General features: G+C 58.8%; 23 protein-coding genes and 1 tRNA gene. 18 read left to right on the forward strand and 6 right to left on the reverse strand.

Features of this window, described 5'->3' with window-relative positions:
* Positions 1-34 precede the first annotated feature (34 nt).
* The 4 genes from DYI22_RS04250 to map are packed head-to-tail and all read right to left on the reverse strand — an operon-like array spanning position 35 to position 4994.
* On the reverse strand, positions 35-382 hold the full coding sequence (locus DYI22_RS04250; RefSeq protein WP_213476786.1) for an ArsC family reductase: 348 nt from the start codon (positions 380-382) through the stop codon (positions 35-37).
* The gene (gene dapC / locus DYI22_RS04255) at positions 379-1581 is read right to left on the reverse strand and encodes a succinyldiaminopimelate transaminase (RefSeq protein ID WP_213476787.1); all 1203 of its coding nucleotides are present in this window, start codon (positions 1579-1581) and stop codon (positions 379-381) included. Before dapC ends, DYI22_RS04250 begins: the two co-directional genes overlap by 4 nt.
* On the reverse strand, positions 1578-4223 hold the full coding sequence (locus tag DYI22_RS04260; RefSeq protein WP_213476788.1) for a [protein-PII] uridylyltransferase: 2646 nt from the start codon (positions 4221-4223) through the stop codon (positions 1578-1580). Before DYI22_RS04260 ends, dapC begins: the two co-directional genes overlap by 4 nt.
* Complete coding sequence (gene map, locus DYI22_RS04265) at positions 4224-4994, reverse strand: type I methionyl aminopeptidase (protein ID WP_213476789.1); 771 nt, start codon at positions 4992-4994, stop codon at positions 4224-4226.
* 250 nt (positions 4995-5244) lie between these two features.
* On the opposite strand from map, the gene rpsB reads away from it, so the two are divergent.
* The 18 genes from rpsB to DYI22_RS17435 all read left to right on the forward strand — a co-directional run bounded on the left by rpsB (position 5245) and on the right by DYI22_RS17435 (position 21811).
* Entirely contained in the window at positions 5245-5997 is a 753-nt protein-coding gene (gene rpsB, locus DYI22_RS04270) for a 30S ribosomal protein S2 (RefSeq protein WP_213476790.1), read from the forward strand.
* 88 nt (positions 5998-6085) lie between these two features.
* Complete coding sequence (gene tsf, locus DYI22_RS04275) at positions 6086-6955, forward strand: translation elongation factor Ts (RefSeq protein WP_213476791.1); 870 nt, start codon at positions 6086-6088, stop codon at positions 6953-6955.
* Between the two features lie 185 nt (positions 6956-7140).
* On the forward strand, positions 7141-7869 hold the full coding sequence (gene pyrH / locus DYI22_RS04280; protein WP_213476792.1) for a UMP kinase: 729 nt from the start codon (positions 7141-7143) through the stop codon (positions 7867-7869).
* A 71-nt stretch (positions 7870-7940) separates the two neighbouring features.
* Positions 7941-8498: a ribosome recycling factor gene (gene frr, locus DYI22_RS04285; RefSeq protein WP_213476793.1), complete on the forward strand. Its 558-nt coding sequence runs from the start codon at positions 7941-7943 to the stop codon at positions 8496-8498.
* A gap of 66 nt (positions 8499-8564) precedes the next feature.
* Positions 8565-9335 (forward strand): polyprenyl diphosphate synthase, encoded by a 771-nt coding sequence (gene uppS / locus DYI22_RS04290; RefSeq protein WP_213476794.1) that lies wholly within the window; start codon positions 8565-8567, stop codon positions 9333-9335.
* Positions 9336-9357: 22 nt separating this feature from the next.
* A complete protein-coding gene (locus DYI22_RS04295) occupies positions 9358-10197 on the forward strand; it encodes a phosphatidate cytidylyltransferase (protein ID WP_213476795.1) in 840 nt (279 codons plus the stop codon).
* Positions 10198-10205: 8 nt separating this feature from the next.
* Positions 10206-11384 carry a 1-deoxy-D-xylulose-5-phosphate reductoisomerase gene (ispC, locus tag DYI22_RS04300; protein ID WP_213476796.1) on the forward strand — a complete coding sequence of 393 codons (1179 nt, stop codon included), beginning with the start codon at positions 10206-10208 and terminating at the stop codon, positions 11382-11384.
* 46 nt (positions 11385-11430) lie between these two features.
* Complete coding sequence (rseP, locus tag DYI22_RS04305; protein ID WP_213476797.1) at positions 11431-12780, forward strand: RIP metalloprotease RseP; 1350 nt, start codon at positions 11431-11433, stop codon at positions 12778-12780.
* Between the two features lie 43 nt (positions 12781-12823).
* Positions 12824-15142 (forward strand): outer membrane protein assembly factor BamA, encoded by a 2319-nt coding sequence (bamA, locus tag DYI22_RS04310; RefSeq protein ID WP_213476798.1) that lies wholly within the window; start codon positions 12824-12826, stop codon positions 15140-15142.
* A gap of 44 nt (positions 15143-15186) precedes the next feature.
* Positions 15187-15684, forward strand: coding sequence for an OmpH family outer membrane protein (locus tag DYI22_RS04315; RefSeq protein WP_213476799.1), 498 nt, complete (start codon positions 15187-15189; stop codon positions 15682-15684).
* Between the two features lie 59 nt (positions 15685-15743).
* Positions 15744-16769, forward strand: a complete 1026-nt coding sequence (gene lpxD, locus DYI22_RS04320; protein ID WP_213476800.1) for a UDP-3-O-(3-hydroxymyristoyl)glucosamine N-acyltransferase — start codon at positions 15744-15746, stop codon at positions 16767-16769.
* Positions 16770-16780: 11 nt separating this feature from the next.
* Positions 16781-17218 (forward strand): 3-hydroxyacyl-ACP dehydratase FabZ, encoded by a 438-nt coding sequence (fabZ, locus tag DYI22_RS04325; RefSeq protein WP_213476801.1) that lies wholly within the window; start codon positions 16781-16783, stop codon positions 17216-17218.
* The gene (lpxA, locus tag DYI22_RS04330) at positions 17218-18009 is read left to right on the forward strand and encodes an acyl-ACP--UDP-N-acetylglucosamine O-acyltransferase (protein ID WP_213476802.1); all 792 of its coding nucleotides are present in this window, start codon (positions 17218-17220) and stop codon (positions 18007-18009) included. The genes fabZ and lpxA overlap by 1 nt, the downstream gene beginning before the upstream one ends.
* A 16-nt stretch (positions 18010-18025) precedes the next feature.
* The gene (gene lpxB / locus DYI22_RS04335) at positions 18026-19207 is read left to right on the forward strand and encodes a lipid-A-disaccharide synthase (RefSeq protein ID WP_213476803.1); all 1182 of its coding nucleotides are present in this window, start codon (positions 18026-18028) and stop codon (positions 19205-19207) included.
* Positions 19204-19881, forward strand: coding sequence for a ribonuclease HII (gene rnhB, locus DYI22_RS04340; RefSeq protein WP_213476804.1), 678 nt, complete (start codon positions 19204-19206; stop codon positions 19879-19881). Before lpxB ends, rnhB begins: the two co-directional genes overlap by 4 nt.
* 70 nt (positions 19882-19951) lie before the next feature.
* Positions 19952-20028, forward strand: a tRNA-Met gene (locus DYI22_RS04345).
* A gap of 373 nt (positions 20029-20401) precedes the next feature.
* Positions 20402-20848 carry a fibronectin type III domain-containing protein gene (locus DYI22_RS17430; RefSeq protein ID WP_228300777.1) on the forward strand — a complete coding sequence of 149 codons (447 nt, stop codon included), beginning with the start codon at positions 20402-20404 and terminating at the stop codon, positions 20846-20848.
* Positions 20849-21364: 516 nt separating this feature from the next.
* Positions 21365-21811: a fibronectin type III domain-containing protein gene (locus DYI22_RS17435; RefSeq protein WP_228300778.1), complete on the forward strand. Its 447-nt coding sequence runs from the start codon at positions 21365-21367 to the stop codon at positions 21809-21811.
* Between the two features lie 11 nt (positions 21812-21822).
* On the opposite strand, the gene DYI22_RS04360 is transcribed toward DYI22_RS17435, so the two are convergent.
* Complete coding sequence (locus DYI22_RS04360; protein ID WP_213476805.1) at positions 21823-24402, reverse strand: CHASE2 domain-containing protein; 2580 nt, start codon at positions 24400-24402, stop codon at positions 21823-21825.
* A 33-nt stretch (positions 24403-24435) separates the two neighbouring features.
* Positions 24436-26082, reverse strand: a complete 1647-nt coding sequence (locus DYI22_RS04365) for a FecR family protein (RefSeq protein WP_213476806.1) — start codon at positions 26080-26082, stop codon at positions 24436-24438.

Below are 26082 nucleotides of genomic sequence, written 5' to 3' on the forward strand. Positions count from 1 at the left end.
GGTTGCTCCTGTGGTTTTGAAAAAATCGTGACGTTTATGTCGTTGAAAAACGGGTGGCCCACTCGCTGGCGTTGAAGCCAACGCTGACGCCGCCTTCGTATTCCACTACGGGTCGCTTAATGATCGAAGGGTTGTCCAGCATGATGTCATGGGCGGACTGGGCGCTAATGGTATCACGAACCTCTTCCGGAAGTTTGCGCCAGGTGGTGCCGCGCCGGTTGATCAGCGCGTCCCAGCCAATGGCCGTTTCCCAGTTGGACAACAGGGTGTCGTCCAGCCCGTCTTTGCGGAAATCGTGGAACTCGTGGTCAATGCCGTGTTCGTCGAGCCACTTTCTGGCTTTCTTCGCCGTGTCGCAATTCTTGATGCCGTATAGCTTCATGCCTTGTTTGCCTTTACAAATTCGACGATGCGTTTCGCAGCTTCCACACACTCTTCCAGCGGCGCGACCAGCGCCATGCGCACCCGGTTTTCACCCGGGTTGTGGCCATGCACCGTACGGGACAGGTAACGTCCCGGTAGCACGTGGACGTTCTGTTGCGCCGAGAGATCGCGGGCAAAGGTTTCGTCGTCCATCGGCGTTTGCGGCCAGAGGTAAAAGCCGGCGTCGGGAAAGTCCACGTCCATCACCTCCCGCAGGATGGGCACAACGGCTTCGAACTTGGCCCGATACGCGGCGCGATTCTCGCGCACGTGGTCTTCGTCCTGCCAGGCGGCAATGCTGGCCAGCTGATTGTGAATGGGCATGGCGCAACCGTGATAGGTGCGGTACTTCAGGTAGCCCTTGAGAATCGCTGCGTCTCCGGCCACAAAACCGGACCGCAGCCCTGGCAGGTTGCTGCGCTTGGACAGGCTGTGGAAGACCACGCAGCGGGCAAAATCGTGGCGACCGATAGCGGCGCAGGTCTGCAGCAGACCTTCCGGCGGGTTGGCTTCATCCGGGTAGAGTTCGGAATAGCATTCGTCCGAGGCAACAATGAAGTCATAGCGGTCGGCCAATTCGATGACGCGGGTCAGGGTTTCCCGCGGGATGACCGCGCCACTGGGGTTGCCCGGTGAGCATAGAAACATCACCTGGCAGTCACGCCAGACGGATTCGGGTACCTGGTCGAAATCGGGGATGAACCCGTTACTGCCGTCGCAGGGCAAATATACCGGCGTTGCGCCTGCCAGGAACGCGGCGCCTTCATACACCTGATAGAACGGGTTCGGGCTGACCACCGTGGCCGGGCGAGAGGCATCCACCACGGCCTGGACGAGGGAAAAAATGGCTTCGCGGGTGCCATTGACCGGCACAATGTGGTCGCTGGCCGTCAGGCTGTCGGGCTTCAGCCCGAAGCGACGGGTAGCCCAGGCACTGATGGCCTCGCGGAGCTCGTCAGTGCCCTTGGTAGTGGGGTAGTTTGCAAGCCTGTCGAGATTGTCCGAAATCACCTGCTTAACGAAGCCCGGCGACGGATGCTTGGGTTCGCCGATGCCCAGAGAGATGGGGCGCAGGTGGTCCGGAGCAGCAATGCCGGCCTTGAGTCTGGCCAGCTTTTCAAAGGGGTAGGGATGCAATCGGTCAAGATTGGGATTCATTGGGTATCGTCCAGCATGGTGCGAAGGTCTTCCTGCAGGGCCTGGCAGATTGCCGGGTCGCTGATCTGCTCACCCTGCTCGTCAGTGACGAAAAATACGTCCTCCACCCGTTCACCGAGGGTGGCGATCTTGGCGTTGGTCAGGCGCACCCGGTGTTCCAGCAGCACCTGGCCAACACGCGCCAACAGGCCGGGCCGGTCGGGGGTGATGACCTCGATCACCGTGCGCTGGTTGATGGTGTCGTTAGACAGCGTCACTTCGGTGGGAAACGCAAAGTGTTTGAGCTGCCGGGGGGTGCGTCGGTGGATGATGTCGGGGTAGTCATCCGGATCGTCCAGCTCCTCGATCAGGCGTTTGCGCGTGCGTTCTTTGCGCGCCGGATCAATGCCAAGGGGTTTGCCCTTTTCGTCCAGCACCACGTAGGAACTGACCGAATAGGGGCTTTCACCGGAGCTGATCCGGGCATCTACGATATTCAGGTTCAGTTGTTCCAGCACGGCGGTGGTGGCGGCGAACAGGGCGACGCGGTCACGCATGTAGATAATGATCTGCGAGTAGCCGTCGGTGGGGCCGCCACGGGTATCGCGAATCAGCACCAGCGGATCGGGGTTGTCGCCGTGGCGGATGATGGCCGCGGTTTGCCAGGCGATGTCCACCGTGGAATCCTGCAGGAAATAATCCTCGTCCAGGGTGTTCCAGATGCCGTCGATCTGTTCGTCGGTCATATTCTGGGCGTGCAGAATTTCCCGCGCTTCGGACTGTGTCGCCCGTACCCATTCCTGCCGGTCGACGGGCGTTTCGGTGCCACGACGCAGCGCCCGTTTGGTCTCGATGTACAGCTGGCGCAACAGGGATGCCCGCCAGGTGTTCCAGAGCTTGGGATTGGTGGCGCTGATATCGCACACCGTCAACACGTACAGATAATCCAGATGCGCCTGACTGGGCACCGCCTGGGCAAACGCGTGAATGATGTCCGGATCGGAAATGTCCTTGCGCTGGGCGGTCATCGACATCAGCAGGTGGTTTTCCACCAGCCAGGAGATTAGCTGGGTATCCCGGGCGCTGAGATGGTGGCGCTCGCAGAAGTTCTCCGCATCGATCGCACCAAGCTCGGAATGGTCCCCGCCGCGGCCTTTGGCGACATCGTGGTAAAGACCGGCAATGAACAATGTTTCCAGCTTCGGCAGCCGGTGAATCAGCCGTGAGGCGAGGGGATACTCGGTGCGGGCTTCCGGGCTGGTCATCCGCACCATGTTGCGGATGACGCGCATGGTGTGGGCGTCCACGGTGTAGATGTGGAACAGGTCATGCTGCATCTGCCCGATGATCTGACCGAACTCCGGAAGATAGCGACCGAGCACGTTATATTTCTTCATGGCGGACAGGGTCTGGTCCAGCGCATGGGGTGTTCTCAACAGCTCCATGAACAGGGACGTAACGGCCAGGTCAGACCGAAAGGCGTCATCAATCAGATGCCGGTGGGCTCGCAGGGAGCGAATGGTCGTTGCGCGAATGCCCTTGATCTCCGGGTGCTGGGCCATCAGCACAAAGATTTCCATGATCGAGTAGGGGGCGTAGGCGAAAACCTGATTATTCACCGCTTCAATATACCGGTTGCGGATCTGGAAGCGCTTGTTCAGAGGTTGTATGTCATCGGCATCGCCCGCTCCGAGTATGGCCTCGTCGTAGTACTGCAGAATCACGTCGGCCAACTCGGCGAGCGCCAGCACAGTGCGGTAGTAGGACTGCATCATCAGTTCCACGCCCAGGCGCTTGCCTTCGTCGCGGTAGCCGAGCATTTCCGCAAGGGCGCGCTGGTGGTCGAACAGCAACCGGTTTTCATTGCGGTCGGCGATCAGCTGCAGGCCATACCGCAAACGCCACAGGAACGACTCGCCCTGGAACAGGATCTGGTGTTCTTCTTCGGTCAGGATCGAGAAGCGGGTGAGGTCGGCAATGTTTTGCAGGCCGAAGTGGCGCTTGGTGATCCAGCCAATGGTCTGTATGTCTCGCAGCGCGCCCGGCGAGCCCTTGACGTTGGGTTCAAGGTTGTATTCGGTGTCACCGTATTTCTTGTGTCGCTGTTGCTGCTCTTCCCGCTTGGCAATGAAATAGTCGCGATCGGAACTGACGCCGTCGGAGTAGACCTGCTCGCTCAGGGTTTCCCGCAATTCGTCAGGGCCGGCAATGGTGCGGGTTTCCAGCAAGTTGGTCAGAATGGTGATGTCTTCTCTGGCGGCCGCTTTGTTCTCCTCGATGCTGCGGACGCTGTGGCCGATGTCGAGTTTCAGGTCCCACAGCAAGGTAATGAAGGCGCCCAAATCTTCCTGCCACTCTTTGCGAATGCCATTGCGGGTGAGGATCAGCAGGTCAATGTCGGAATGGGGGTGCAGTTCGCCGCGGCCATAGCCGCCCACAGCAACCAGTGACATGTCAGAGGAAGAGGCAAAGGGGTAGCGGTTCCAGATCAGGCGCAGAACCGTGTCGACGGTATCTGCCCTGGAATGGACCAGGGCGCGGACATCGGCCCCCTGGCGAAAGGCTTCCGCATCGGCATTGTACCTTTCCCGAAGCAGTTCGCGTGCGGCAATGACCGGGGAGGTATCGTTGCTGATGCGGGATTCCAGTTCGCTCTGGTTCACCTAGAAAGACTCGTCCGTACGCTTGGTCAGTACCTCGTAGCCATCGGCCGTCACCAGTATGGTGTGCTCCCACTGGGCGGAGAGCTTGTGGTCCTTGGTGACGACGGTCCAGCCATCCGGAAGCAGTTTGGTGTGGTACTTACCCTGGTTGATCATCGGCTCGATGGTGAAGGTCATGCCTTCCTGAAGTTCCATGCCCGTTCCCGCCTTGCCGTAGTGCATCACCTGCGGCTCTTCGTGGAACACCTTGCCGATGCCGTGCCCGCAGTAGTCGCGCACCACCGAATAGCGGTGCTTTTCCGCGTGCTGCTGAATCACCTGGCCAATATCCCCGAGGCGGGTGCCCGGTTTCACCAGTTCGATACCTTTATAGAGGCATTCCTGCGTGATCTGGATGAGTCGCTCGGTACCCGGCTTGGGCTTGCCCACAATAAACATTTTGCTGGTGTCGCCGTGGTACTCGTCTTTGATGACGGTCACATCAATGTTGAGGATGTCGCCGTCTTTGAGCACCTTTTTCTCGGATGGGATGCCGTGACAGATCACGTGGTTCACCGACGTACACACGGATTTCGGGAACCCCTTGTAGTTCAGCGGGGCCGGGATTGCCTTTTGCTCGTTGACTATATAGTCATGACAGATGCGGTCGAGCTCTTCGGTGGTCACGCCGGGCTTTACATGCTCCCCGATCATTTCGAGCACGTCTGCTGCCAGTCGCCCGGCAACGCGCATTTTTTCGATTTCTTCCGGTGTTTTGATCGATACCTGCATTGGGCTTCCCATTGATATGTATCAAACCGGCATTTTAAGGGGGACAGGGGCCGGGTACAAGGAAGGTTGAAAGCAAAAATAATGGCGTGGCGCGGCCGTTTTATGGTATAAACGCGCCCGCTGGAAACGAATCCGGCAAATTCACACACGTGTCGACACGTTGTCCCAGGGTGCCAACTCCTGTTTCAAGGAGCCTGGTTGGGGCAATCGGACGCGTGGAGGACTAACCCGAAGCTAAAAGGTAAATATCATGGCTCAGGTAAATATGCGTGACCTGCTCAAGGCAGGTGCTCACTTCGGTCACCAGACCCGTTACTGGAACCCGAAAATGTCGAAGTTCATCTTCGGCGCCCGCAACAAGATTCATATCATCAACCTGGAACAGACCGTTCCTGCCATGAACGACGCACTGAAGTTCGTTCAGCAGCTGGCAGAGAGCAAGAACAAGGTTCTGTTTGTAGGCACCAAGCGTGCAGCGGCTAAAATCATCAAAGAAGAAGCCGAGCGCGCTGGTCAGCCGTTCGTAAACCACCGCTGGTTGGGTGGCATGCTGACCAACTACAAGACTATCCGTCAGTCTATCCGTCGCTACCGTGATCTGGAAGCCCAGAGCCAGGACGGCACGTTTGACAAGCTGACCAAGAAAGAAGCCCTCGAGCGTACCCGTGAAATGGACAAGCTCGAGCGTTCCATCGGCGGTATCAAGGACATGGGCGGCCTGCCGGACGCACTGTTCGTGATCGACGTGGACCACGAGCGCATCGCCATCAAGGAAGCCAACAAGCTGGGTATCCCGGTCATTGGTGTTGTTGATACCAACAGCGATCCTGACGGTGTTGACTACGTGATTCCGGGCAACGACGACGCCATTCGCGCTATCCAGATTTACGTGAAAGCCGTTGCCGATACCTGCATCGACGCAAGCCAGTCTGCCGGTGCCGGCGCTGACGAGTTTGTAGAAGTCAGCGAAGACGCTGAAGGCGCTACTCCAGCTGCTGAGTAAGCTTTTCCTTCAGATGTGAGATGCAGAACAGGTCCGGTGCGCAAGCCGGGCCTGTTTTCCCACCGAATTTGGAATAAGAGGATTGAACATGGCTGCAATTACCGCTGCAATGGTCAAGGAGCTGCGTGAGCGTACCGGCCTTGGCATGATGGAGTGCAAAAAGGCACTGGTAGAAGCTGACGGCAGTGTTGACGCTGCAATTGAAGAGCTGCGTAAGTCTTCCGGTCTCAAGGCCGCCAAGAAAGCTGGCCGTACCGCCGCTGAAGGTGTGTCTCTGATCAAGATTTCCGATGACAACACCGTTGCCTTCCTTCTGGAAGTGAACTCCGAGACGGACTTTGTTGCCCGTGACGACAACTTCCTGAACTTCGCCAACGACGTGCTGGGCGTTGCCTTCGAAAAAGGCGAAACCGACGTTGCCAAACTGATGGAAGGTGATCTGGAAGCCAAGCGCGAAGCGCTGGTTCAGAAGATCGGCGAGAACATCACCGTGCGTCGCCTCGTTAAAGTAGAAGGTCCTGTTGTGGGTGGCTATGTCCACAGCACCAACAAGATTGCTTCTGTTGTGGCTCTGACCGCTGGTGACCCTGAAGTTGCCCGAGACATCGCCATGCACGCAGCCGCTGTTAACCCGCGGGTTGGCAAGCCGGAAGAGATGCCTGCTGAAGAGCTCGAAAAAGAGAAAGAAGTGATCAAGGCCCAGCCGGACATGGAAGGCAAGCCAGCCGAAATCGTCGAGAAGATGATGGGCGGCCGCATCAAGAAGTTCCTCAAGGAGAACAGCCTTGTTGAGCAGCCTTTCGTCAAGAACCCGGACCAGACGGTCGGTGAGCTGATCAAGTCCGCCGGCGGCGAACTGGTTGGTTTCGTTCGCCTGGAAGTGGGTGAAGGTATTGAGAAGGAAGAAGTAGACTTTGCCGCTGAGGTTGCCGCAGCAGCCGGTACCGGCAAGGCCTGATTTTTCTGATCGGTGCTGCAGGCCTGTTCTGCAGCGCCACCTGAGTCTGCCACGTTAGCTGGGGAAACCCGGCTCTCGTGGCGGGCTTGTATCTGAGATACCCCTTTTTGCCGAGGGGTATGTCATATACAAGCCTGCGAAGCTTGTCGCGCCCGATAGCAGCCAACAGACGAAAAGGGGATCCCATGCCGACTTCATCCAAAACCCAGCCCAGATACAAGCGCGTTCTGCTCAAGCTCAGTGGCGAGGCCCTGATGGGCGAACACGATTTCGGCATTGATCCCAAGGTACTTGACCGCATGGCACTGGAAATCGGTGCTTTGATCGGTATTGGCGTTCAGGTCGGCCTGGTCATCGGCGGCGGAAACCTGTTCCGCGGCGCTGCTTTGAACGCTGCAGGCATGGATCGGGTCACCGGCGACCATATGGGTATGCTGGCAACGGTGATGAACGGGCTGGCCATGCGCGACGCACTGGAACGCTCCAGTATTCGCACGCGCGTCATGTCGGCAATTCCCATGAGCGGAATCGTCGAGCACTATGACCGTCGTCGGGCCGTACGTGATCTGAAAGACGGCGACGTGGTGATCTTCTGTGCGGGCACGGGCAACCCGTTTTTCACCACGGATTCTGCCGCCTGCCTGCGCGGCATCGAGATCGAGGCGGATGCGGTACTCAAGGCAACCAAGGTTGATGGCGTTTATTCGGCGGACCCTCATCTCGATTCGTCCGCGGAAAAATACGATAACCTGACCTACGACGAGGTGCTCGACAAGAAGCTGGGCGTAATGGACCTCACCGCCATCTGCCTGGCCCGTGACCACGGCATGCCGCTGCGGGTATTTGATATGAACCGGGCGGGGGCGTTGACTCGCATCGTGACCGGTGAAAAAGAAGGTACACTGATCGAATAATGTAGTGTCTGCGGCCTGAACTGACGGGCCGGAGAACGGACTGATCTGCAACACGAATTGAGGATGCTTCTGTGATTAATGACATCAAATCCGATGCTGAGAAAAAAATGAAGAAGAGCCTGGAGGCTCTGCACTCAGCGTTCAATAAAATCCGTACCGGCCGTGCGCATCCGGCCATTCTCGACAGCGTGATGGTCAACTACTACGGCCAGGAAACGCCGCTGAAGCAGGTGGCCAGTGTGAACGTCGAGGATAACCGCACGCTGACCGTATCTCCCTGGGAAAAGAACCTCATGCCGACCATCGAGAAGGCGATCATGAGCTCCGATCTGGGCCTGAATCCGGCCACCAGTGGCGACATCATCCGCATTCCGATGCCGATGCTGACCGAGGAAACCCGTAAGGAAATGGTCAAGCAGGCGAAGGCCGACGCGGAACACGGCCGCGTATCTATCCGGAACGCCCGCCGCGATGCCAACAACATGCTGAAGGACCTGCTCAAGGAAAAGGAGATCAACGAAGACGAGGAGCGCAAGGGCGAAGACGAGGTTCAGAAGCTGACGGATCGCTACATCGCTGAAGTCGAGAAGATGCTCAAAGCAAAAGAAGAGGACCTGATGGCTGTCTGAGCAGCCAGGTCTGATTCGGGTGAAACTATCAGCCGGTGCTGCGCCATCGGCTGAACAGGGGACTTCATGACGGAAATTGTATCCGCAGAGATTCCGGTGTCGGCTGATAGCAGACCCCGGCATGTCGCCATTATCATGGATGGTAACAATCGCTGGGCGAAAGCCCGGCGTCTGACCGGGGTGGCCGGTCACAAGGCCGGTGTGAACGCGGTCAAGGCGGTGGTGGAAACCTGCGCACGCGAAGGGGTAGAGGTGCTCACCCTGTTTGCATTTTCCAGCGAGAACTGGCGCCGACCGCAGGACGAAGTGTCTGCGCTGATGCGCCTGTTCCTGTTTGCGCTGGAGCGGGAAGTCAAAAAGCTGCACCGGAACAATATCCGGCTGAAGATCATCGGCGATCGCACAGCGTTCAGCCCGGCGCTTCAGGAGCATATGGAAAAGGCCGAGGAACTGACCCGTCACAATACGCTGATGACGCTGGTAATCGCCGCCAACTACGGTGGTCACTGGGATATCACCCAGGCCACTCGCAAGGTCGCTGAAATGGCGAGAGCGGGTCAGATCGAGCCCTCGGATATCACCGACAGCCTGATCCAGCAGCATCTGTGCATTGGCGACCTGCCGATGCCGGACCTGATGATTCGCACCGCCGGAGAGCAGCGCATCAGTAACTTCATGCTCTGGCAACTGGCGTACACTGAGCTGTACTTCTCGCCGGTTTACTGGCCGGATTTCCTCGCCGATGAAATGCGGGAAGCCCTCAGAGCCTATGCTGGCCGGCAACGGCGGTTCGGGCAGACCGACGATCAGATCGCCGCCCGCCAGCCGGAACAATAACGACAAGACAGCGAACCTTATCGTGTTAAAAACCAGAATTATTACTGCGCTCATTCTCGCCCCTATCGCCATTGGTGGCATTTTCTTTCTGCCGCCGCTGGGCTTCGCACTGTTCACCGGGGCCATCATCACCATTGGTGCCTGGGAATGGGCCAATATGTCCGGGCTGAGCTCTCCTGGCCTTCGGATTGCCTACGCGGCGGCCGTTGCCGTTGTCATGTTCGCGCTGCTGAACGTACCAGCCGTGGTGGTGCTCTGGCTGGCAATGGGCTGGTGGCTAGTCTGTTTTCTGATGGTGCGTGGCTACCCTGCGGGCTCTGAGCGCTGGGGTTCAGTGCCCGTCAGGGCGTTAATGGGCTTGCTGGTACTGGTCCCGGCCTGGGTAGGTCTGAACCACTTGCGTACCGGTTCGCTGCAGTTCGGTGAGGTTGCCAACAATCTTCTGGTCATACTCTATGTTTTCTGTGTGGTGTGGGTTGCCGATATCGGCGCCTATTTCGCCGGCAGGGCGTTCGGAAAGGCCAAGCTGGCGCCGCGTGTCAGTCCAGGTAAATCCTGGGCGGGTGTCTGGGGGGGGCTTGCAGCCGTGGCCGTATTTGCGGTGGTGGTCAGTGAGCTGGCTTCGGCTTCGCTTCAGCAGACACTTCTGCTGGTGGTCGCCAGCCTGGTAACCGGATTTGTGTCCGTGCTCGGCGACCTGCTCGAGAGCATGCTGAAGCGCTTTCGCGGCATCAAGGACAGCAGCCAGCTGCTTCCGGGGCATGGTGGGATCATGGATCGCATTGACAGTCTGACGGCGGCAATACCGGTATTTGCGCTGATGATTACCCAGTTGGGCTGGTTGGCGACGGGGCAATGGTGAGCGAAGTCATGCGTCGCGTCACTGTACTGGGAGCCACGGGGTCCATCGGGCTGAGTACGCTGGATGTCATTCGCCGGCATCCCGGCCGTTTTGGTGTCTATGCGCTGACGGCCAATGCCAGCGTTGAAGAAATGGCCAGCCTGTGCCGTGAATTCCTGCCGGAGTACGCGGTGATGGTGGAAGCTGGGGCTGCCGTCGAGCTGGCGGATCGCCTCTCGGATCTGCCACAAATCTCCGTTCTACAGGGCGAGGCCGGGCTGTGTGAGGTGGCTGCGTCCGAGGCGGTCGACACCGTGATGGCGGCCATTGTCGGCGCGGCCGGGCTGCCGCCAACCCTCGCGGCGGTGCGGGCGGGAAAGCGGGTGCTGCTGGCCAACAAGGAAGCGCTGGTGATGTCAGGGCAGCTGTTTATGGACGCGGTGGCCGCATCCGATGCCGAGCTGCTGCCGATTGATAGCGAGCACAACGCCATATTTCAGTGCTTGCCCGCTGACCGCGTGCGCGACCCGCGAGGCGCAGGCGTTACCCGCATTCTTCTCACCGCGTCCGGTGGCCCGTTCCGCAATCATTCGGCCGACGCGCTTAAAACCGTTTCGCCGGCGCAGGCCTGTGCCCACCCCAACTGGTCCATGGGTCAGAAAATCTCAGTCGACTCGGCAACTCTGATGAACAAAGGGTTGGAGCTGATTGAAGCCTGCTGGTTGTTCAACACCGATCCGTCGCGGATCGAGATTCACGTTCACCCGGAGAGTATTATCCACTCGATGGTCGAATACGCCGACGGGTCAGTGCTGGCCCAGATGGGCAGCCCAGACATGAGAACGCCGATCGCCAACGGTCTGGCGTGGCCGGAGCGAATCGAAGCCGGCGTGGCTCCGCTTGATCTGTTTGCCATCGGCCGGTTTCATTTTGAGCGCCCCGACCTTGACCGGTTTCCGTGCCTTCGGCTGGCGGCAGAGGCTTTCCAGGCCGGGGGTACCGCACCGGCGGTGCTGAATGCCGCCAATGAGGAAGCGGTGGCGGCTTTTCTCGCCGGAACCCTTGGTTTCACCGATATCCCCGTTATTATAGAGCGCACGCTTGCGGCCACCGAGGTGGTGGCGGGCGACAGTTTCGAGATTATTTTTGCCAAGGATGCGGAAGCCCGTCGGTACGCGCGGGAACAGATACGGCTGCACACTGTCTGACGTATCCGGTGGCCTGCAGGCCTGACCCCATGACACAGAGAGCACTATGCACATAGTACAGACCATATTGGCGCTCGCTCTGACCCTGGGCATCCTGGTGACCCTTCACGAGTTTGGTCATTTCTGGGTTGCTCGCCGTTGCGGTGTGAAGGTGCTGCGTTTCTCTGTGGGCTTCGGCAAACCGCTGTTCTCCTGGTACGACCGTCAGGGTACCGAGTTTGCAGTGGCGGCCATTCCCCTTGGCGGCTACGTGAAGATGCTGGACGAGCGCGAAGGGCCGGTTCCTGACGAGTTGCGGGACCAGGCCTTCACCTCGAAGCCGCCTTCCCGTCGCATTGCGATCGCCGCCGCCGGACCGGTGGCGAACTTTCTTTTTGCCATTGTCGCGTATTGGTTGCTGAGTGTGGTTGGTTTTACCACCGTTGCGCCCATCGTCGGTGACGTCCGGCCCGACAGCATTGCCGCCCGCATGGGGCTTTCCGAAGGCATGGAAATTCATGAGGTGGACGGGCACCGTGTCGATTCCTGGCGCGACGTTAATATGCGTCTGTTGGAGCGGGCCGGGGAGCATGGCAATGTGGTACTCGGCATCAGCCGGGAAGGGCGCCGCGACAATCTGGCGGCGGCCCTGGAAGGCTGGCGTCTGAGCGACGACAACCCGGACCCGTTGGGGGAATTCGGTGTGGAGCCGTGGCGCCCGGATATCCCCGCGGTGCTGGGGGAAATTGCCAGTGGCGGCCGCGCAGAGGCTGCGGGGCTGAGGCCGGATGATCGTATTGTGGCGGTGAATGGCGAGCCCGTCGCGAACTGGTTTGAGCTGGTCGAGACAATACGCAGTGCGCCGGAACAGACGCTGGAACTGACCGTTGAGCGGGCAGGCGCGTCTATGGAACTCGAGGTTACCCCGGAATCCCGGACGGCGGAGGGGGGTGAAGCGATCGGGTTTGTAGGTGCAGGCGTCGCGCAGGTGTCCTGGCCTGATGAGGTGTTAAGGGAGGTCCGTTTTGGCCCTCTGGCGGCGGTGCCCAATGCACTCGATGAAACCTGGGCGGATACCCGGCTGACGCTGGTGGCTATCAAGAAGATGGTGACCGGCCTCCTGTCGCCGACCAACCTCAGTGGTCCGATCACGATCGCCCGGGTGGCCGAGGCAAGCGTGAGTTCCGGCTTCGAAGATTTTATCCGTTTCCTGGCTTATCTCAGTGTGAGCCTGGGGGTACTGAACCTGTTGCCGATACCGGTACTCGATGGTGGCCATATTGTTTACTACACCATCGAGGCTCTTCGCCGTAAGCCGCTTTCCGAGCAGGCTCAGGCGTTTGGGTTACGAATTGGTATGGCACTGATTCTCACATTAATGGTGTTTGCTCTTTACAACGACCTGATGCGGTTGTGAGAATTGCGGGCTCCTTACGCGCATTAACAGGCGAAATGACTGAATGAGACGTTCTCTTCTAGGTGTAGCCATAGGGCTGGCTATTGCCAGCACCGGCATGAGTTCAGCGCAGGCTGACGAATTCACGGTTTCCGATATTGAGGTAGAAGGATTGCAGCGGGTTTCCGCTGGTACCGTATTTTCGGCGTTCCCCGTCAACATTGGCGAGCCTGTTGATGAAGCCGAACTTGCCGGCGCCATCAAGGATCTGTTCCGTACCGGCCTGTTTACCGATATTGAAGCCAGTCGCGACGGCAGTGTGCTGATCGTTACGGTTCAGGAGCGGCCGTCGATTACCTCGATCGATATCGAAGGTAACAAGAATATCGAAACCGACATGTTGATGGAGGCGCTTTCCGGCGCCGGGCTTGAAGAGGGCCAGGTATTCCGGCGGGCAACGCTGGAGCGGCTGGAACTGGAGATCCTTCGATCCTACATCGCCCAGGGGCGCTACAATGCCCGGGTCAAGGCGGCGGCCGAGGAGTTGCCCCGCAACCGGGTCGCCATCAAGCTCGATATCAACGAAGGCGATGTGGCCGCGATTCAGCACATCAACCTCATTGGCAATGAGAACTTCAGTGATGAGGAGTTGCTGGATCTGTTCGAGCTGCGCACCAGCAGCTGGTGGAACTCGATCACCAACGCCGACAAGTATGCCCGGGAGCGTCTCAGCGGGGATCTTGAGTCATTGAGATCCTTCTATCTCGATCGGGGTTATCTGGATTTCAACGTCGAATCCAGCCAGGTGTCGATTTCTCCGGACAAGAAACAGGTGTTCATCGCGATTGCCCTGAACGAGGGGCCGCAGTATACGGTGTCAGAAGTTCGCCTGCGTGGTGAGCTGATTGTGCCCGAGGAAGAACTGCGGGAGCTGATCCCCATCGAAGAGGGCGATGTGTTTTCACGCTCCGTGACCACCGCCGTTTCCGAACGGCTCTCCCGCCGTCTCGGCCGCGAAGGCTATGCGTTTTCCAACGTCAATGCGGTGCCGGAGCCGGGTGAAGGCAACACGGCTGCCGTGACTTTCTTTGTGGAACCAGGCAAGCGGGCGTATGTTCGACGCGTCAATTTTGATGGCAACGTGTCTACCCGTGATGAGGTTCTGCGCCAGGAGATGACGCAGATGGAGGGCGGCGTGGCCTCCACCGACCGCATCGAGTTTTCCAAGACCAAGCTTGAACGGCTTGGCTTCTTCCAGACCGTTAATGTGGATACGGTACCGGTGCCCGGAACCGATGATCTGGTGGACGTCAATTACTCCGTGGTTGAGCAGCCCACCGGTAGCCTGTCTGCCTCGGTTGGCTTCTCTCAGGCGTCCGGTGTGATTCTTGGCGCCAACGTGTCAGAAAACAACTTCTTCGGCAGTGGCAAGCGGGTGTCGTTCGGGGTCAACGTCAGTGATTCCATCAAGAGCGCCAACTTCTCCTATTCCGACCCTTATTACACTGTTGACGGCGTAAGCCGCGGCTTCAGCGTGTTTGCCCGGGAGACCGACTTCGAAGAGCAGGATATTTCCTCCTACCTGCTGGATGAATACGGCGGCCGGGTCACCTTCGGTTATCCGACCGACAGCATTACCCGGCTGAACTTTGGCGTGGGTTACACGCTGTCAAAAGTTCAGGAAGGTGTGTTTACCTCCCAGGAGGTACGGGAGTTTATTGATGAAGAGGGCAATGACTTCAACAATTACTTCCTGTTCGGCTCCTGGCGTCGCAGCACGCTGAATCGGGGTGTTCTGCCCAGCGACGGTTACAGTCACTCCCTGTCCGCAGACATCGCCGTGCCGGGCAGTGATCTGACGTTCTACAAATTGAGCCACCGAACCGATTTCTACCAGCCGCTCAACGAAAATCAGACCTGGGTTCTGCGGGCGCGCACAGAAGTCGGCTATGGTGACGGATACAATGGCCGTGACGTGATGCCGTTCTACGAACATTTCTACGCCGGGGGCTATGGCTCTGTGCGTGGTTACGAGGCAAACTCGCTGGGTCCGAAAGCAACAAACAGCCCCAACGATCTGTCCGATCCGGACCCGTTTGGCGGTAATGTGCTGACCGAAGGCAGTCTGGAGCTGATCTTCCCGACACCGTTTGCCGGCGATACCCGCTCCATGCGGACCGCCTTCTTTGTCGATGCCGGACAGGTGTTTGATCCGGACAGGGATTTTGACCCGGCGGCAGATGAAATCCGGTTGTCCGCTGGTATTGGCTTTCAGTGGATCACCGCTGTCGGACCGCTGGCTTTCAGTCTTGCACAGCCTCTGAACGATAAGAGCGGCGACGAAACTCAGATCTTCCAGTTCTCGTTGGGCCAGACATTCTGATCAACGGACGATAAAGCATAAAGAGAAACAACAGGAGATATTTCATGTTCCGTAGTGCAATGATGGTTGCCTTGATGGCGCTGACTCTGTCTTTCCCGGCACTGGCCGACACCCGCGTTGGTGTGGTTGATCTGCGTCAGGCTCTGTTTTCATCCAATGAGGCCAAGACGTTCAGTGAGAGCCTGCAACGGGATTTCGCCGACGACGAGGCGCAGGTCCGTCAGGCACAGGAAGAGGCCCGTAAGCTGAAAGACCGTCTGGAAAAGGACGGCGCCATGATGAACGAATCCGAGCGCGCCGAACTGACCGGGCAGTTCCAGGAAAAGGTCAAGGAATTCAATTTTCTGAAGCAGCGCCTGGACTCGACGGTCGCAAGCCGCAAGCAGGCTTTCCTGGAGAACGCGCGGCCTGATGTCGATGCCGCGGTGAAGGAACTGCTGGAAGAGCACGATCTGGACCTGATTCTGCCCAGCGAAGCGGTGGTATACGTGAAGCCGGAAATGAACCTGACCGATGAACTGCTGGACAAGCTGAACCGCTGATAGGGCCTGGCGTGGTCCGGCACCGTTGAAGCTGCCGGTCCTGACTTCTGGAGTAAGTGATGACAGAAAGTTGTTACCGTCTGGGCGACATCGCAGCCGAGCTTGGAGCGGAGCTCAAAGGGGATCCGGAAACAAAGATCAGCGGTATCGCCACATTGCAGGCGGCGGTCCCCGGGCAGATTGCCTTTCTGGCAAATCCGTCCTACGCCCGTTATCTGAAGGATACCCGGGCCTCGGCGGTGATTCTCTCGCCCTCGGTCGCCGAGGATTCTCCGACCAATGTCCTGTTACTCGATAATCCCTACCTCGGGTATGCTCGCCTCAGTCACTGGTTTGACCCGGCACCACGGCCGCCATCCGGCATCCATCCAACGGCTGTCGTTGATCCCTCGGCACGTATCTCTGAATCTGCATCAATCGGCCCTCAGGTCGTGGTCGAGGCGCAGGCTGATATTGGTGACGAGGTCATTGTCGGGGCCGGCTCAGTTGTTGGCGCCCGTTGTCGAATTGGCCCACAGACCGTTTTGCGCCCCCGGGTAACCCTGGCTCACGACACCGTGGTTGGTCAGCGTTGCCACATTCTCAGTGGCGCGGTGATTGGTTCCGACGGCTTCGGTTTTGCCAACGAGCGGGGTGTCTGGCACCGAATTGCCCAGATCGGCAAGGTGGTGTTGGGAGACGACGTTGAAGTCGGGGCCAATACCACGATCGATCGTGGTGCCCTGGATGACACCGTGATCGGCAATGGCGTTAAGCTGGATAACCTGATTCAGATTGCCCATAACGTGCACATTGGTGACCACAGCGCCATGGCCGCGATGGTGGGCATCGCCGGCAGCACCCGCATCGGCAAGCACTGTGTGTTCGGCGGCGCTTCCGGAGTGGCCGGGCACCTGGAGATCACTGATCAGGTTCACCTCACCGGGATGACCCTGGTGACCGGTGATATACGGGAGCCGGGCGTGTATTCCTCGGGTACCAGCGCCGACAAGAATCGCCAGTGGCGCAAAAACGCAGTTCGCTTCCGTCAGCTTGATGCGATGGCGCGCAAGCTCAAAGAACTGGAAAAGAAATCCGAAGGCTGAGGCCGCTAAAGATGATGTACATTGAAGAAATACTGGAATACTTGCCCCATCGGTACCCGTTTTTGCTGGTGGATCGGGTCACGGAAGTCGAGAAGGGTACATCCATCAAGGGGTACAAGAATATTTCCTTCAACGAGCCGTTCTTTGAGGGCCATTTCCCCAACAAGCCCATCATGCCCGGTGTGCTGATCATCGAGGCCATGGCACAACTTTCCGGCATTCTGGGTTTTGTGACCGTTGAACGGAAACCCTCTGACGGCGTGGTACAATACCTGGCTGGGTCCAGTAAGGTGCGTTTCAAGCGCCCCGTGGTGCCGGGAGACCGACTCTGCATGGAGTCGACCTTCATCTCCGGCAAGCGCGGAATCTGGAAATTCGAGTGCCGGGCACTGGTCGATGGTGAAGTCGTCTGTGTGGCCGACATATTGACCGCTGAGAGAGAAGTTTGATGGCGACAAATGACTGGTCGGGTGTCCATCCTCAAGCGATTGTAGACCCATCAGCCAAACTGGCGGATAACGTCACCGTTGGTCCCTGGAGCTACATCGGTCCTGATGTGGAAATCGGTGAAGGCACCGAGATCCTCTCCCATGTCGTTGTAAAGGGGCCAACCCGTATCGGCCGCAACAACCGCATTTTCCAGTTCTCCAGTATCGGAGAAGAGTGCCAGGACAAGAAGTACGCGGGTGAGCCCACCACGCTGGTGATTGGCAACGATAACGTGATCCGCGAAAACTGCACGATTCATCGCGGCACAGTGCAGGACCGTGGCGAAACCCGTATCGGCAGCGGCAACCTGTTGATGGCCTATGTGCACGTAGCGCACGACTGCACCGTGGGCGACAACACCATTCTGGCCAACTGCGCGACGCTGGCCGGACACGTGACCGTTGGAGACTGGGCTATTCTGGGCGGCGGTACCATGGTGCACCAGTTCTGTCATATCGGCCCTCACAGCATGGCCGCCGGTGGCAGCATTGTACTCAAGGATATTCCGGCGTATGTGATGGCCAGTGGCCAGTCGGCAGCGCCCCACGGTATGAATGTGGAAGGCCTGCGCCGGCGCGGTTTCAGCAAGGAGGTGCTGCTGATGCTGCGCCGGGCGTACAAGGTTATCTATCGTCAGAGCCTCACCACGGAACAGGCGGTTGAAGAGCTGGAAAAAGCCTATCCGGATATTCCTGAGGTCCGTCCTCTGATCGATTCACTGCGTGGTGCACACCGCGGCATTATCCGTTAATCGGAACGGACCGGTGATGCACCATCCCAGCCCTGCGATCGTCAGTGATCGGCCGATTACGTTTGGTATCGTGGCCGGCGAAGCGTCCGGCGACATCCTTGGCGCCGGCCTGATCCAGGCTCTCCGCGCCCGTTACCCGAAAGCGCGTTTTGTGGGAATTGGCGGGGAAGATATGCAAGCCGTCGGCTTTCATTCTCTGATTCCCATGGAGCGACTGTCGGTGATGGGGCTGGTCGAAGTGCTGGGCCGTATCCGCGAACTGTTCAGTATCCGCGCGCGGCTGATGGAATATTTTCTGGCCACCCCCCCAGATGTCGTCATTGGCATCGACTCCCCTGATTTTACCCTTGGCGTTGAACGCCGTTGCCGCGAAGCCGGTATTCCCACGGTACATTACGTCAGCCCGTCGGTCTGGGCCTGGCGCCAGAAGCGGATTTTCAAGATTGCCAAATCCGTGGATCTGATGCTGACACTCTTTCCTTTTGAAGCGCGATTCTATGAGGACCATAACGTACCGGTCGCATTCGTAGGGCACCCCTTGGCGGACCGCATCCCGCTGGAGCCTGACACCCTCGCTGCGCGACGGGCGCTGGGGCTGATCGAGACTCAGCCGGTTCTGGCGATTCTGCCTGGAAGCCGCGGTGGAGAGGTAGAGCGGCTGGGCAGCCTGTTCCTGTCGGCTGCCCGGGAGATCCAATGTTCCCGCCCGGATCTGCAACTGGTGATTCCCTGCGTGAACCGGGATCGGGAAAAGCAGGTGCAGGGGCTGGTGGAAGCCCTCGATGTGGCGTTGCCAGTGACCGTGGTACGCGGGCGCTCGCGTGAGGTGATGGCCGCTGCGGACGTGGTCCTGCTGGCTTCCGGTACCGCCACGCTTGAAGCCATGCTGTTAAAAAAGCCGATGGTGGTGGGTTACCGGCTGAGCAACGTCAGTTACGCGCTGCTGTCCCGCCTAGTCAAGGTGCCCCATGTGGCCTTGCCCAATCTGCTCGCGCGGAAGCCGCTGGTACCGGAACTGCTGCAAGACGATGCCACTCCGCAATCCCTGGGTGCCGCGGTTCTGGAGCGTCTGGAAAACGACGCTGAGCGGGCGCACCTGAAAGAGGCTTTTACCGATTTGCATCATCAGCTCCGGCAGAATGCGGATGAGCGGGCTGCGGACGCGATTTCCCGGTTGCTTGAGGAGAGGGCGTCGTGAGTCGATCGCCGCTGCCACCGTTTGAATGCGCCTATGACGGCTGGCGGCTGGCCGGTGTGGACGAAGTTGGCCGCGGGCCGTTGATCGGTGCCGTGGTCACCGCTGCGGTCATTCTGGACCCCGCGCGCCCGATTGCCGGGCTGGCCGATTCCAAGAAGCTCAGCGAAAAGCGCCGTGAGGCGCTCTACGAGCAGATTATCGAGAACGCTGCCGCCTGGTGCATCGGTCGTGCGGAAGCCGATGAAATCGACCGCCTGAACATCTATCAGGCCACCATGGTTGCCATGGAGCGTGCGGTGGCCGGATTAGGCGTCCGGCCGGAGTATGTGCTGGTCGACGGCAACCGCTGCCCGAAGTGGCACTGGCCATCAGAACCGGTGGTAAAGGGCGATACGCGCGTACAGGCCATCAGTGCCGCGTCCATCATTGCCAAAGTGGTTCGCGACCGGGAGATGGCGGAGCTGGATGAGCAGTTCCCTGAGTTCGGGCTCGCGAAGCACAAGGGTTACCCGACCCCGGTGCACCTGGAGGCTCTGAACCGTTACGGCGCTACCGTACATCATCGCCGCTCCTTTCGACCAGTTCAGGAAGCTCTTGATTCCGTGGGGCTTTACCAGGGGCAGGTTGCGGACGAGACGCATTATCCGACCGATCTGTTCGAAAATATCGATTGACATAGAGCGGGCCAGTCCTTACTATACGCGCACGTTGATCGGGGGCATCCCCGGTAAACAACCAGTTTGATGCGGGGTGGAGCAGTCTGGTAGCTCGTCGGGCTCATAACCCGAAGGTCGTTGGTTCGAATCCAGCCCCCGCTACCAATATCGAAAAAGGCCGGCTTTATGCTGGCCTTTTTTGTGTCTGCCTTTCGGTGATTCTGCTCACCACTTCGTCGTTCCAACCAGCCTCCGGTCTTTCAATTCTTCCGCTTTTTCCCTCCTCGTCTGTTAAGTTTCTGCCAACAATTTGTCGCCCCTGTTACATCCCTTTGTACATTTGTAAGTCGCCAGCCCCTGGCCTTCCTCTGCGTTACACCGAAAACCCCATTAATTCAGTCATTTGACTGGCTTCATTGCTTTTTTCTGTCGAAAAATTGACCATTTTGTAATTAGGAAGATGACGGGTTTCACGTCGATACTTGCTCACGTTTTATACGATTTAACAATTCTGACGAATTAACAGCAGGTGAAGCTTATGAACCGCGTCATCAAAATGTCACAGATTTCTCTCGCAGCTCTGGTAATGGGTGTTGTTCTGACTGGTTGTGGGGGCGGCGGCTCTGGTGGCGGCAGCAGCTCCAGCGATTCCGTCAAAACCGGATCGCCGTCACCGGACGGCACCGTTGTATCGTCAGTGGTGGGTGATGAGGGCGACCGTACTGCAGATCTGAGCTGGAACGCTCCGATGACCCGCGTCAACAATGAGTCGCTGAAGATGGGTGAGCTGGCTGGTTACGTGATTACCTACGGTAAGGACCGTGACGATATGAGCGAGACCATCCGCATCGACAGCGCCGCGACCATGGAGTACACCGTCAGCAACCTGGATACCGGTACCTGGTACTTCACCATTCAGGCAGAAGACGTAGACGGTCTGATCAGCGATCATTCCGGTATCGTGAGCAAAGAGATCCGCGGCTGATCCAGCGCTTCTCAGGAACTCAGCAAGGGGTTGGCGACAGGCAGTTTGAGAGTAAACGCCGAGCCTTCCCCGAGCGCTGATGAAACAGAACCCCCCCCCGATGCTTTTCCACCACCGCGTTGACAAACGACAGGCCTAACCCGGTGCCCTGTTGTCCAGCAGCTTGATGCTGTGATTCCGCAATACCACTTTCTTTATAGTGATCCGTGGAGCGCGCCTGACGGCCCGCACGGAGCGTTCCGCCTTTCCGCTTTTTTCTTCCCCGGCTGTTAAGTTTCTGCCAACAATTTGTCGCCTCTGTTACATCCCTTTGTACATTTGTAAGTCGCCGGCCCCCGGCCTTCCTCTGCGTTACACCGAAAACCCCATTAATTCAGTCATTTGACTGGCTTCATTGCTTTTTTCTGTCGAAAAATTGACCATTTTGTAATTAGGAAGATGACGGGTTTCACGTCGATACTTGCTCACGTTTTATACGATTTAACAATTCTGACGAATTAACAGCAGGTGAAACTTATGAACCGCGTCATCAAAATGTCACAGATTTCTATCGCAGCTCTGGTAATGGGTGTTGTTCTGACTGGTTGTGGGGGCGGTGGCTCCGGAAGCGGCAGCAGCTCCAGCGATTCCGTCAAAACCGGATCGCCTTCACCGGACGGTGCAGTTGTATCGTCAGTGGTGGGTGATGAGGGCGACCGTACTGCAGATCTGAGCTGGAACGCTCCGATGACCCGCGTCAACAACGAGTCGCTGAAGATGGGTGAGCTGGCTGGTTACGTGATTACCTACGGTAAGGATCGTGACGATATGAGCGAGACCATCCGCATCGACAGTGCCGCGACCATGGAGTACACCGTCAGCAACCTGGATACCGGTACCTGGTACTTCACCATTCAGGCAGAAGACGTAGACGGTCTGATCAGCGATCATTCCGGTATCGTGAGCAAAGAGATCCGCGGCTGATCCAGCGCTTCTCAGGAACTCAGCAAGGGGTTGGCGACAGGCAGTTTGAGAGTAAACGCCGAGCCTTCCCCTAGCGCTGAGGAAACCGCAATTTCCCCCCGATGCTTTTCCACCACCACGTTGACAAACGACAGACCCAGCCCGGTGCCATGGTTGCCAGACAGCTCGCTGCTCTTTTGCCGCCTGTAGCGGTCGAACAGATGAGGAAGTTCCTCAGGCGCAATGCCACTGCCTTCATCGCTGACCGTCAGGCAAGCCTGATGGCCCGCACGGAACACCTGAATGTTGACCGTGGAGTGTCCTGGGCTGTACTGCACCGCATTGGTCAGCAGGTTGATAACCGCACGTTCCAGTAGTTCCGCGTTACCCCGCAGCCAGAGGTCCTCGGTGCCCTGCAGCACCAGGTGTATGCCTTTCTCTGCAGCCTGTTCGCTCACGCTGTCCCGGGCGTTCTCAACAATGGCCAGAAACTCACATTCGTAAAAACGGGTTTCGGTCAGCTGCTCCGCACGTGCCAATTGCACGAATTCCTCCGCCAGATGGTAGCTGCGCCTCGCCAGACGTCCGAGCTGCTCCAGCTGGGCTGGTTCAATGTGCCCCGGGTTGCGCTTCAGCTGCTCGATCAGGGCGAGCTGAGACACCAGGGGGGAGCGTACATCGTGCGAGATAAAGTCGATCGCCTCCCGGTGCTGACGCTGTTGCTCACGCAGCTCAGAGATGTCGGAAATGTTGGCAATGATTCCGTTCTGATCGCTTTCCGGCAGGGCGAACGGCGCAAAATGAATCAGAAAATCCTTGTCGCGGATATGAAGGTCCACGGTACGACTCTGCCTTAGGGTCAGCGTCTCGGAAACCGTTTCGTGCCAGGGCGGGGTTTCGCGGGGATCGTGACCTTCCAGCAGGCGCGCCAGCGGCATGCCGGCAAGGCTGGGCATTGGCTCACGGAACCATTCCTCAATGTGGCCGTTGGCGAATCGGATAACCCCCAGTTCGTCAGTCACGATGATTCCGTCAGGCATGCGCTCGAAGCTGCGGCGGATAAACTGCTGGAGGTTGTTCAGGCGCTCCGTGGCGAGTCTCACGCGCTCGATTCGTGCCGATATGTTCTCTCTCGGGCGCGCTGCACGCACCGGCTGATCACCATTGCCAAGGGTCAACCTGCGCAGATAGCGCTGGATGACTTCGCGGCTGAGGTCATTGGGCAGCAGCAGGCCGAGCACGAACTGCTTGTTGCCCCTTTGCAGGTGTATCCAGCTCTGGTTGTTGGTGTGAAACCACTGAGACGGTTCCAGCGGCGGCACATCGTTGGCGTCCAGTTCTCTGGCGCTGAGTAATTCGCCGTCTTCGGACAACCACCATCCCTCCGGTTGCAGGAGTGCCCGGAAGTGCTCCAGCAACTGCGCCGGATGGCGTCGTGAGGGCTCAGGAAGTGACATTTGAGGCCCTCGGGCCAGGTCATCCAGCTGGCGGTTAAGAAACCGGTTGGTCATCGCAAGGCGCAGGCCGCTGGAGACCGGAAACGCGAAGAACGGCATCAGCAGCGCGGGCGCAACCGGTAACCACAGCCGCGCCCCAAGAAGCAGCAGGCTATGGGTTGTCACCAGTGCGACGGCGATGGCAAGGCACAGCCCCAGGGTTCGCGTGGGTCGCATGCGCGGTAATGTCAGCGCCAGCAGCAGGATGGTCAGCAGGGCGACGGCCGTTGATATGGCCCGCGGCAGCGGCGTAATCAGTTGGTCACTGGTGAGGGCCGAGTAGCTGTTGGCGTGAAATTCGACGCCGGACATGGGCCGGCTCAGTCCCGAAAAAGGGGTGGGCAGGATGTCACCGAACCCTGGCGCGGTCGCCCCGACAAAGACGGTTTTTCCGGCAAACCGTTCCGGCGATGGCGGCGAGGAAATAACGTCGGTATAGGAGATGGTGGTCAGCGTACCGGCATCGCCGGCCAGCGGAACCGCCCGGTAGTGTTTGCGGATATTCACGTACGCCGGAATGGGGTCGTTGCCGCCGGCTTCGTACGCGGTGTCGGGGCGAGTGTGGGCCGCCAGCGCCAGGCTTGGCCAGAGTTGATCACCAAGTCCGTTAAGAAGGTAAAGACCGCGGGCAATGCCATCTTCATCCAGCTCCACGTGGGCATGGCCCAGTGCATAGGCAGCCGAAGCCAGCGCATTGGTAGGAAGCTGTTCGCTGATCAGATAGTGTCGTGAGGGCGGCGACAGATAGAGCGGCAAGACCACCTTGCCGTGCTGTGTCATGGCCTCCGCAAGTGCGCCGTCCTCCGGCGACGGCTCGGAAAACAGCACGTCGAACACAATCGTCTCTGCGCCGGCTGCATCCAGCTTGTCGATCAGTCGTGCATGGATATTGCGGGGCCAGGGCCAGCGACCGATTCGGTCCAGGCTGAGCTCATCGATCGCTACCAGCACCACATCGTCGGCCAGCGGCGCTGGCCTGGCGGTAATTTCAGCGTCGTAGAGCCAGTAATCGAGGCGCTGGGGCAGCGCGGTAGCCTGCAAAAGCAGCAGGATGGCGAGCAGAGGCAGGCCCAGAGTCAGGGGGGTCGTTCTTATAGGTAGCCAATCCCTAGTCATGGGTCCTGCTGTTGGATGTCCGTGTGCAATGGTTTATTCCAGGTACAACTCCCTCCCGGGACCCCAGCGGCTTGCCAGTGGACCTTCCGAAAGAGCTTTCAGGCGCACAAAATACCGTCTTCCGGGAATCAGGCGCAAGGCCGCCGTGGTATCTGCAAGTGTCGCCTCCTTGATGATGTTCTGGAAGCTGGGCTCTTCAGCGAGTTGGAGCCGGTAATCCGTGGCGGTATCCACGCTTTCCCAGAACACCCGAACCTGACTGTCCACATAGTTGACGCTGATAATGCGAACCGGGGGCAGCGTACCGTTGATGGTGAAGGCCTGGGGATCGCTGGTGGCAACCGAATTGCCACCGGCTTCGCTGACCACCCGCCAGTAATAGGTGCCCGGAGTCAGTGGCCGTGACGGCAGGGCCTGGTTGTCTGGCGCCCACTCGCTGGTGGCAATCAGGCGGCGGAAGGTGTCGTCCTCGGCGATTTCAAGGCGGGCCACTTCATTGTTGCCGTTCAGTTCCCAGCGGAATTCCGGCATGTCATCGTCAATGGTGGCGCCGGCTGCAGGCGCAATCAGGCGGGCAGCCTGAGCCCTGAGGTCGACCTCCACTTCAACGATGCCCGGCATGCCGGGCATGCCGCGACTGTCCAGTGCGGCGACGTGGATTTCATAGGAGCCGTTGTCGAGGAGGCTGAGGTTGTATTGATTACCCTGCACGCGCCGGTTCTCGACCCAGCGTCCGGTTTCGGCGTCAAAAATGTCGAGCCGGTGGGACGGCGCCGCGCTGGCCTGCCAGCTCAGCTCCGCCGGCAGGCGGTTCAACTGGGGTGGCAGCGGATTGAGGGTGGGCGCTGGAGGCAGCCGACGTATGCTCATGCTGCCATTGGCCGCGGTGGAGACGCTGGCGCTGTAGCCGGCTGGAATGTTGCGAGTCTTCCCCGGAGGGCCAAAGCTGACCTCACCTTCAGTGACCTGGAGGTTGGTGGTGCCAGGGCCTGACTGCATGGAAAACACCGTACCGCGGACGGCGGCGACCGCTGACGGAGTCTCAATCTCGAATCGTGCGCCCCCTTCAATTACCGGCTTGACCTGAGTGTGAACTTCACCGTGGTCGAGTCGCAGACGCGTGTCGACCATCCCGGATTTGCCGTACTGCGTCAGCCGGTTGAAGATCAGGCGTGAATTGGGGGATATGCGCAGTATTGAACCATCGGCCAGTTCAATGGTTGCACTGCCGGAACCTGACAGGATTTCATCGCCGACCCGCACCAGGGTTTCTGCATCAAGTGCCTGCTTACGGCCACTGTTTCCTGAAATATGCTGAACCGGCCCGGAAACCGACACCACGCGGGCAGGATCCGGCTGGCGTTTGAGCCAGGCGAGCGGGATTCTCAGCGCATCGCCCTCACCGATGGCGGCACCGTTACTGATGTTGTTGTAACGCAGTACCTGTTCGGGGCGAATGTTGCGGGTCAGCAGGGCGTTCGTCACTTCCGTAAAACTCTCGCCGGGACGCAGCGTGTAGAGCCACTCCGGAACCGCGTTGGCCTGAGGTGAATGGCTGGCTGCTTGCAGGGAGCCCCGGGTAATGGACAGTTCCGCCCATACCGGCGCCGCAAAGGACAGCGCCAGCAGCGCGGACACAAGGGTGAGTGATGTCAGTCTGGGTTTGGAGCCGTAGGTCAT

The sequence above is a fragment of the Marinobacter lipolyticus genome (genome assembly GCF_018424605.1).
GTDB classification, from domain to species: Bacteria; Pseudomonadota; Gammaproteobacteria; order Pseudomonadales; family Oleiphilaceae; genus Marinobacter; species Marinobacter lipolyticus_B.

Excerpts from the sequence above, each read along its gene's own strand:
- bamA (WP_213476798.1), top strand. The coding sequence starts at position 12,824 with ATGAGACGTTCTCTTCTAGGTGTAGCCATAGGGCTGGCTATTGCCAGC.
- uppS (WP_213476794.1), top strand. The coding sequence starts at position 8,565 with ATGACGGAAATTGTATCCGCAGAGATTCCGGTGTCGGCTGATAGCAGA.
- map (WP_213476789.1), bottom strand. The coding sequence starts at position 4,994 with ATGCAGGTATCGATCAAAACACCGGAAGAAATCGAAAAAATGCGCGTT.
- DYI22_RS17435 (WP_228300778.1), top strand. The coding sequence starts at position 21,365 with ATGAACCGCGTCATCAAAATGTCACAGATTTCTATCGCAGCTCTGGTA.
- lpxD (WP_213476800.1), top strand. The coding sequence starts at position 15,744 with ATGACAGAAAGTTGTTACCGTCTGGGCGACATCGCAGCCGAGCTTGGA.
- lpxB (WP_213476803.1), top strand. The coding sequence starts at position 18,026 with ATGCACCATCCCAGCCCTGCGATCGTCAGTGATCGGCCGATTACGTTT.
- rseP (WP_213476797.1), top strand. The coding sequence starts at position 11,431 with ATGCACATAGTACAGACCATATTGGCGCTCGCTCTGACCCTGGGCATC.
- DYI22_RS04360 (WP_213476805.1), bottom strand. The coding sequence starts at position 24,402 with ATGACTAGGGATTGGCTACCTATAAGAACGACCCCCCTGACTCTGGGC.
- fabZ (WP_213476801.1), top strand. The coding sequence starts at position 16,781 with ATGATGTACATTGAAGAAATACTGGAATACTTGCCCCATCGGTACCCG.
- DYI22_RS04315 (WP_213476799.1), top strand. The coding sequence starts at position 15,187 with ATGTTCCGTAGTGCAATGATGGTTGCCTTGATGGCGCTGACTCTGTCT.
- DYI22_RS04365 (WP_213476806.1), bottom strand. The coding sequence starts at position 26,082 with ATGACCTACGGCTCCAAACCCAGACTGACATCACTCACCCTTGTGTCC.
- rpsB (WP_213476790.1), top strand. The coding sequence starts at position 5,245 with ATGGCTCAGGTAAATATGCGTGACCTGCTCAAGGCAGGTGCTCACTTC.
- ispC (WP_213476796.1), top strand. The coding sequence starts at position 10,206 with ATGCGTCGCGTCACTGTACTGGGAGCCACGGGGTCCATCGGGCTGAGT.
- pyrH (WP_213476792.1), top strand. The coding sequence starts at position 7,141 with ATGCCGACTTCATCCAAAACCCAGCCCAGATACAAGCGCGTTCTGCTC.
- dapC (WP_213476787.1), bottom strand. The coding sequence starts at position 1,581 with ATGAATCCCAATCTTGACCGATTGCATCCCTACCCCTTTGAAAAGCTG.
- DYI22_RS17430 (WP_228300777.1), top strand. The coding sequence starts at position 20,402 with ATGAACCGCGTCATCAAAATGTCACAGATTTCTCTCGCAGCTCTGGTA.
- DYI22_RS04250 (WP_213476786.1), bottom strand. The coding sequence starts at position 382 with ATGAAGCTATACGGCATCAAGAATTGCGACACGGCGAAGAAAGCCAGA.
- tsf (WP_213476791.1), top strand. The coding sequence starts at position 6,086 with ATGGCTGCAATTACCGCTGCAATGGTCAAGGAGCTGCGTGAGCGTACC.
- lpxA (WP_213476802.1), top strand. The coding sequence starts at position 17,218 with ATGGCGACAAATGACTGGTCGGGTGTCCATCCTCAAGCGATTGTAGAC.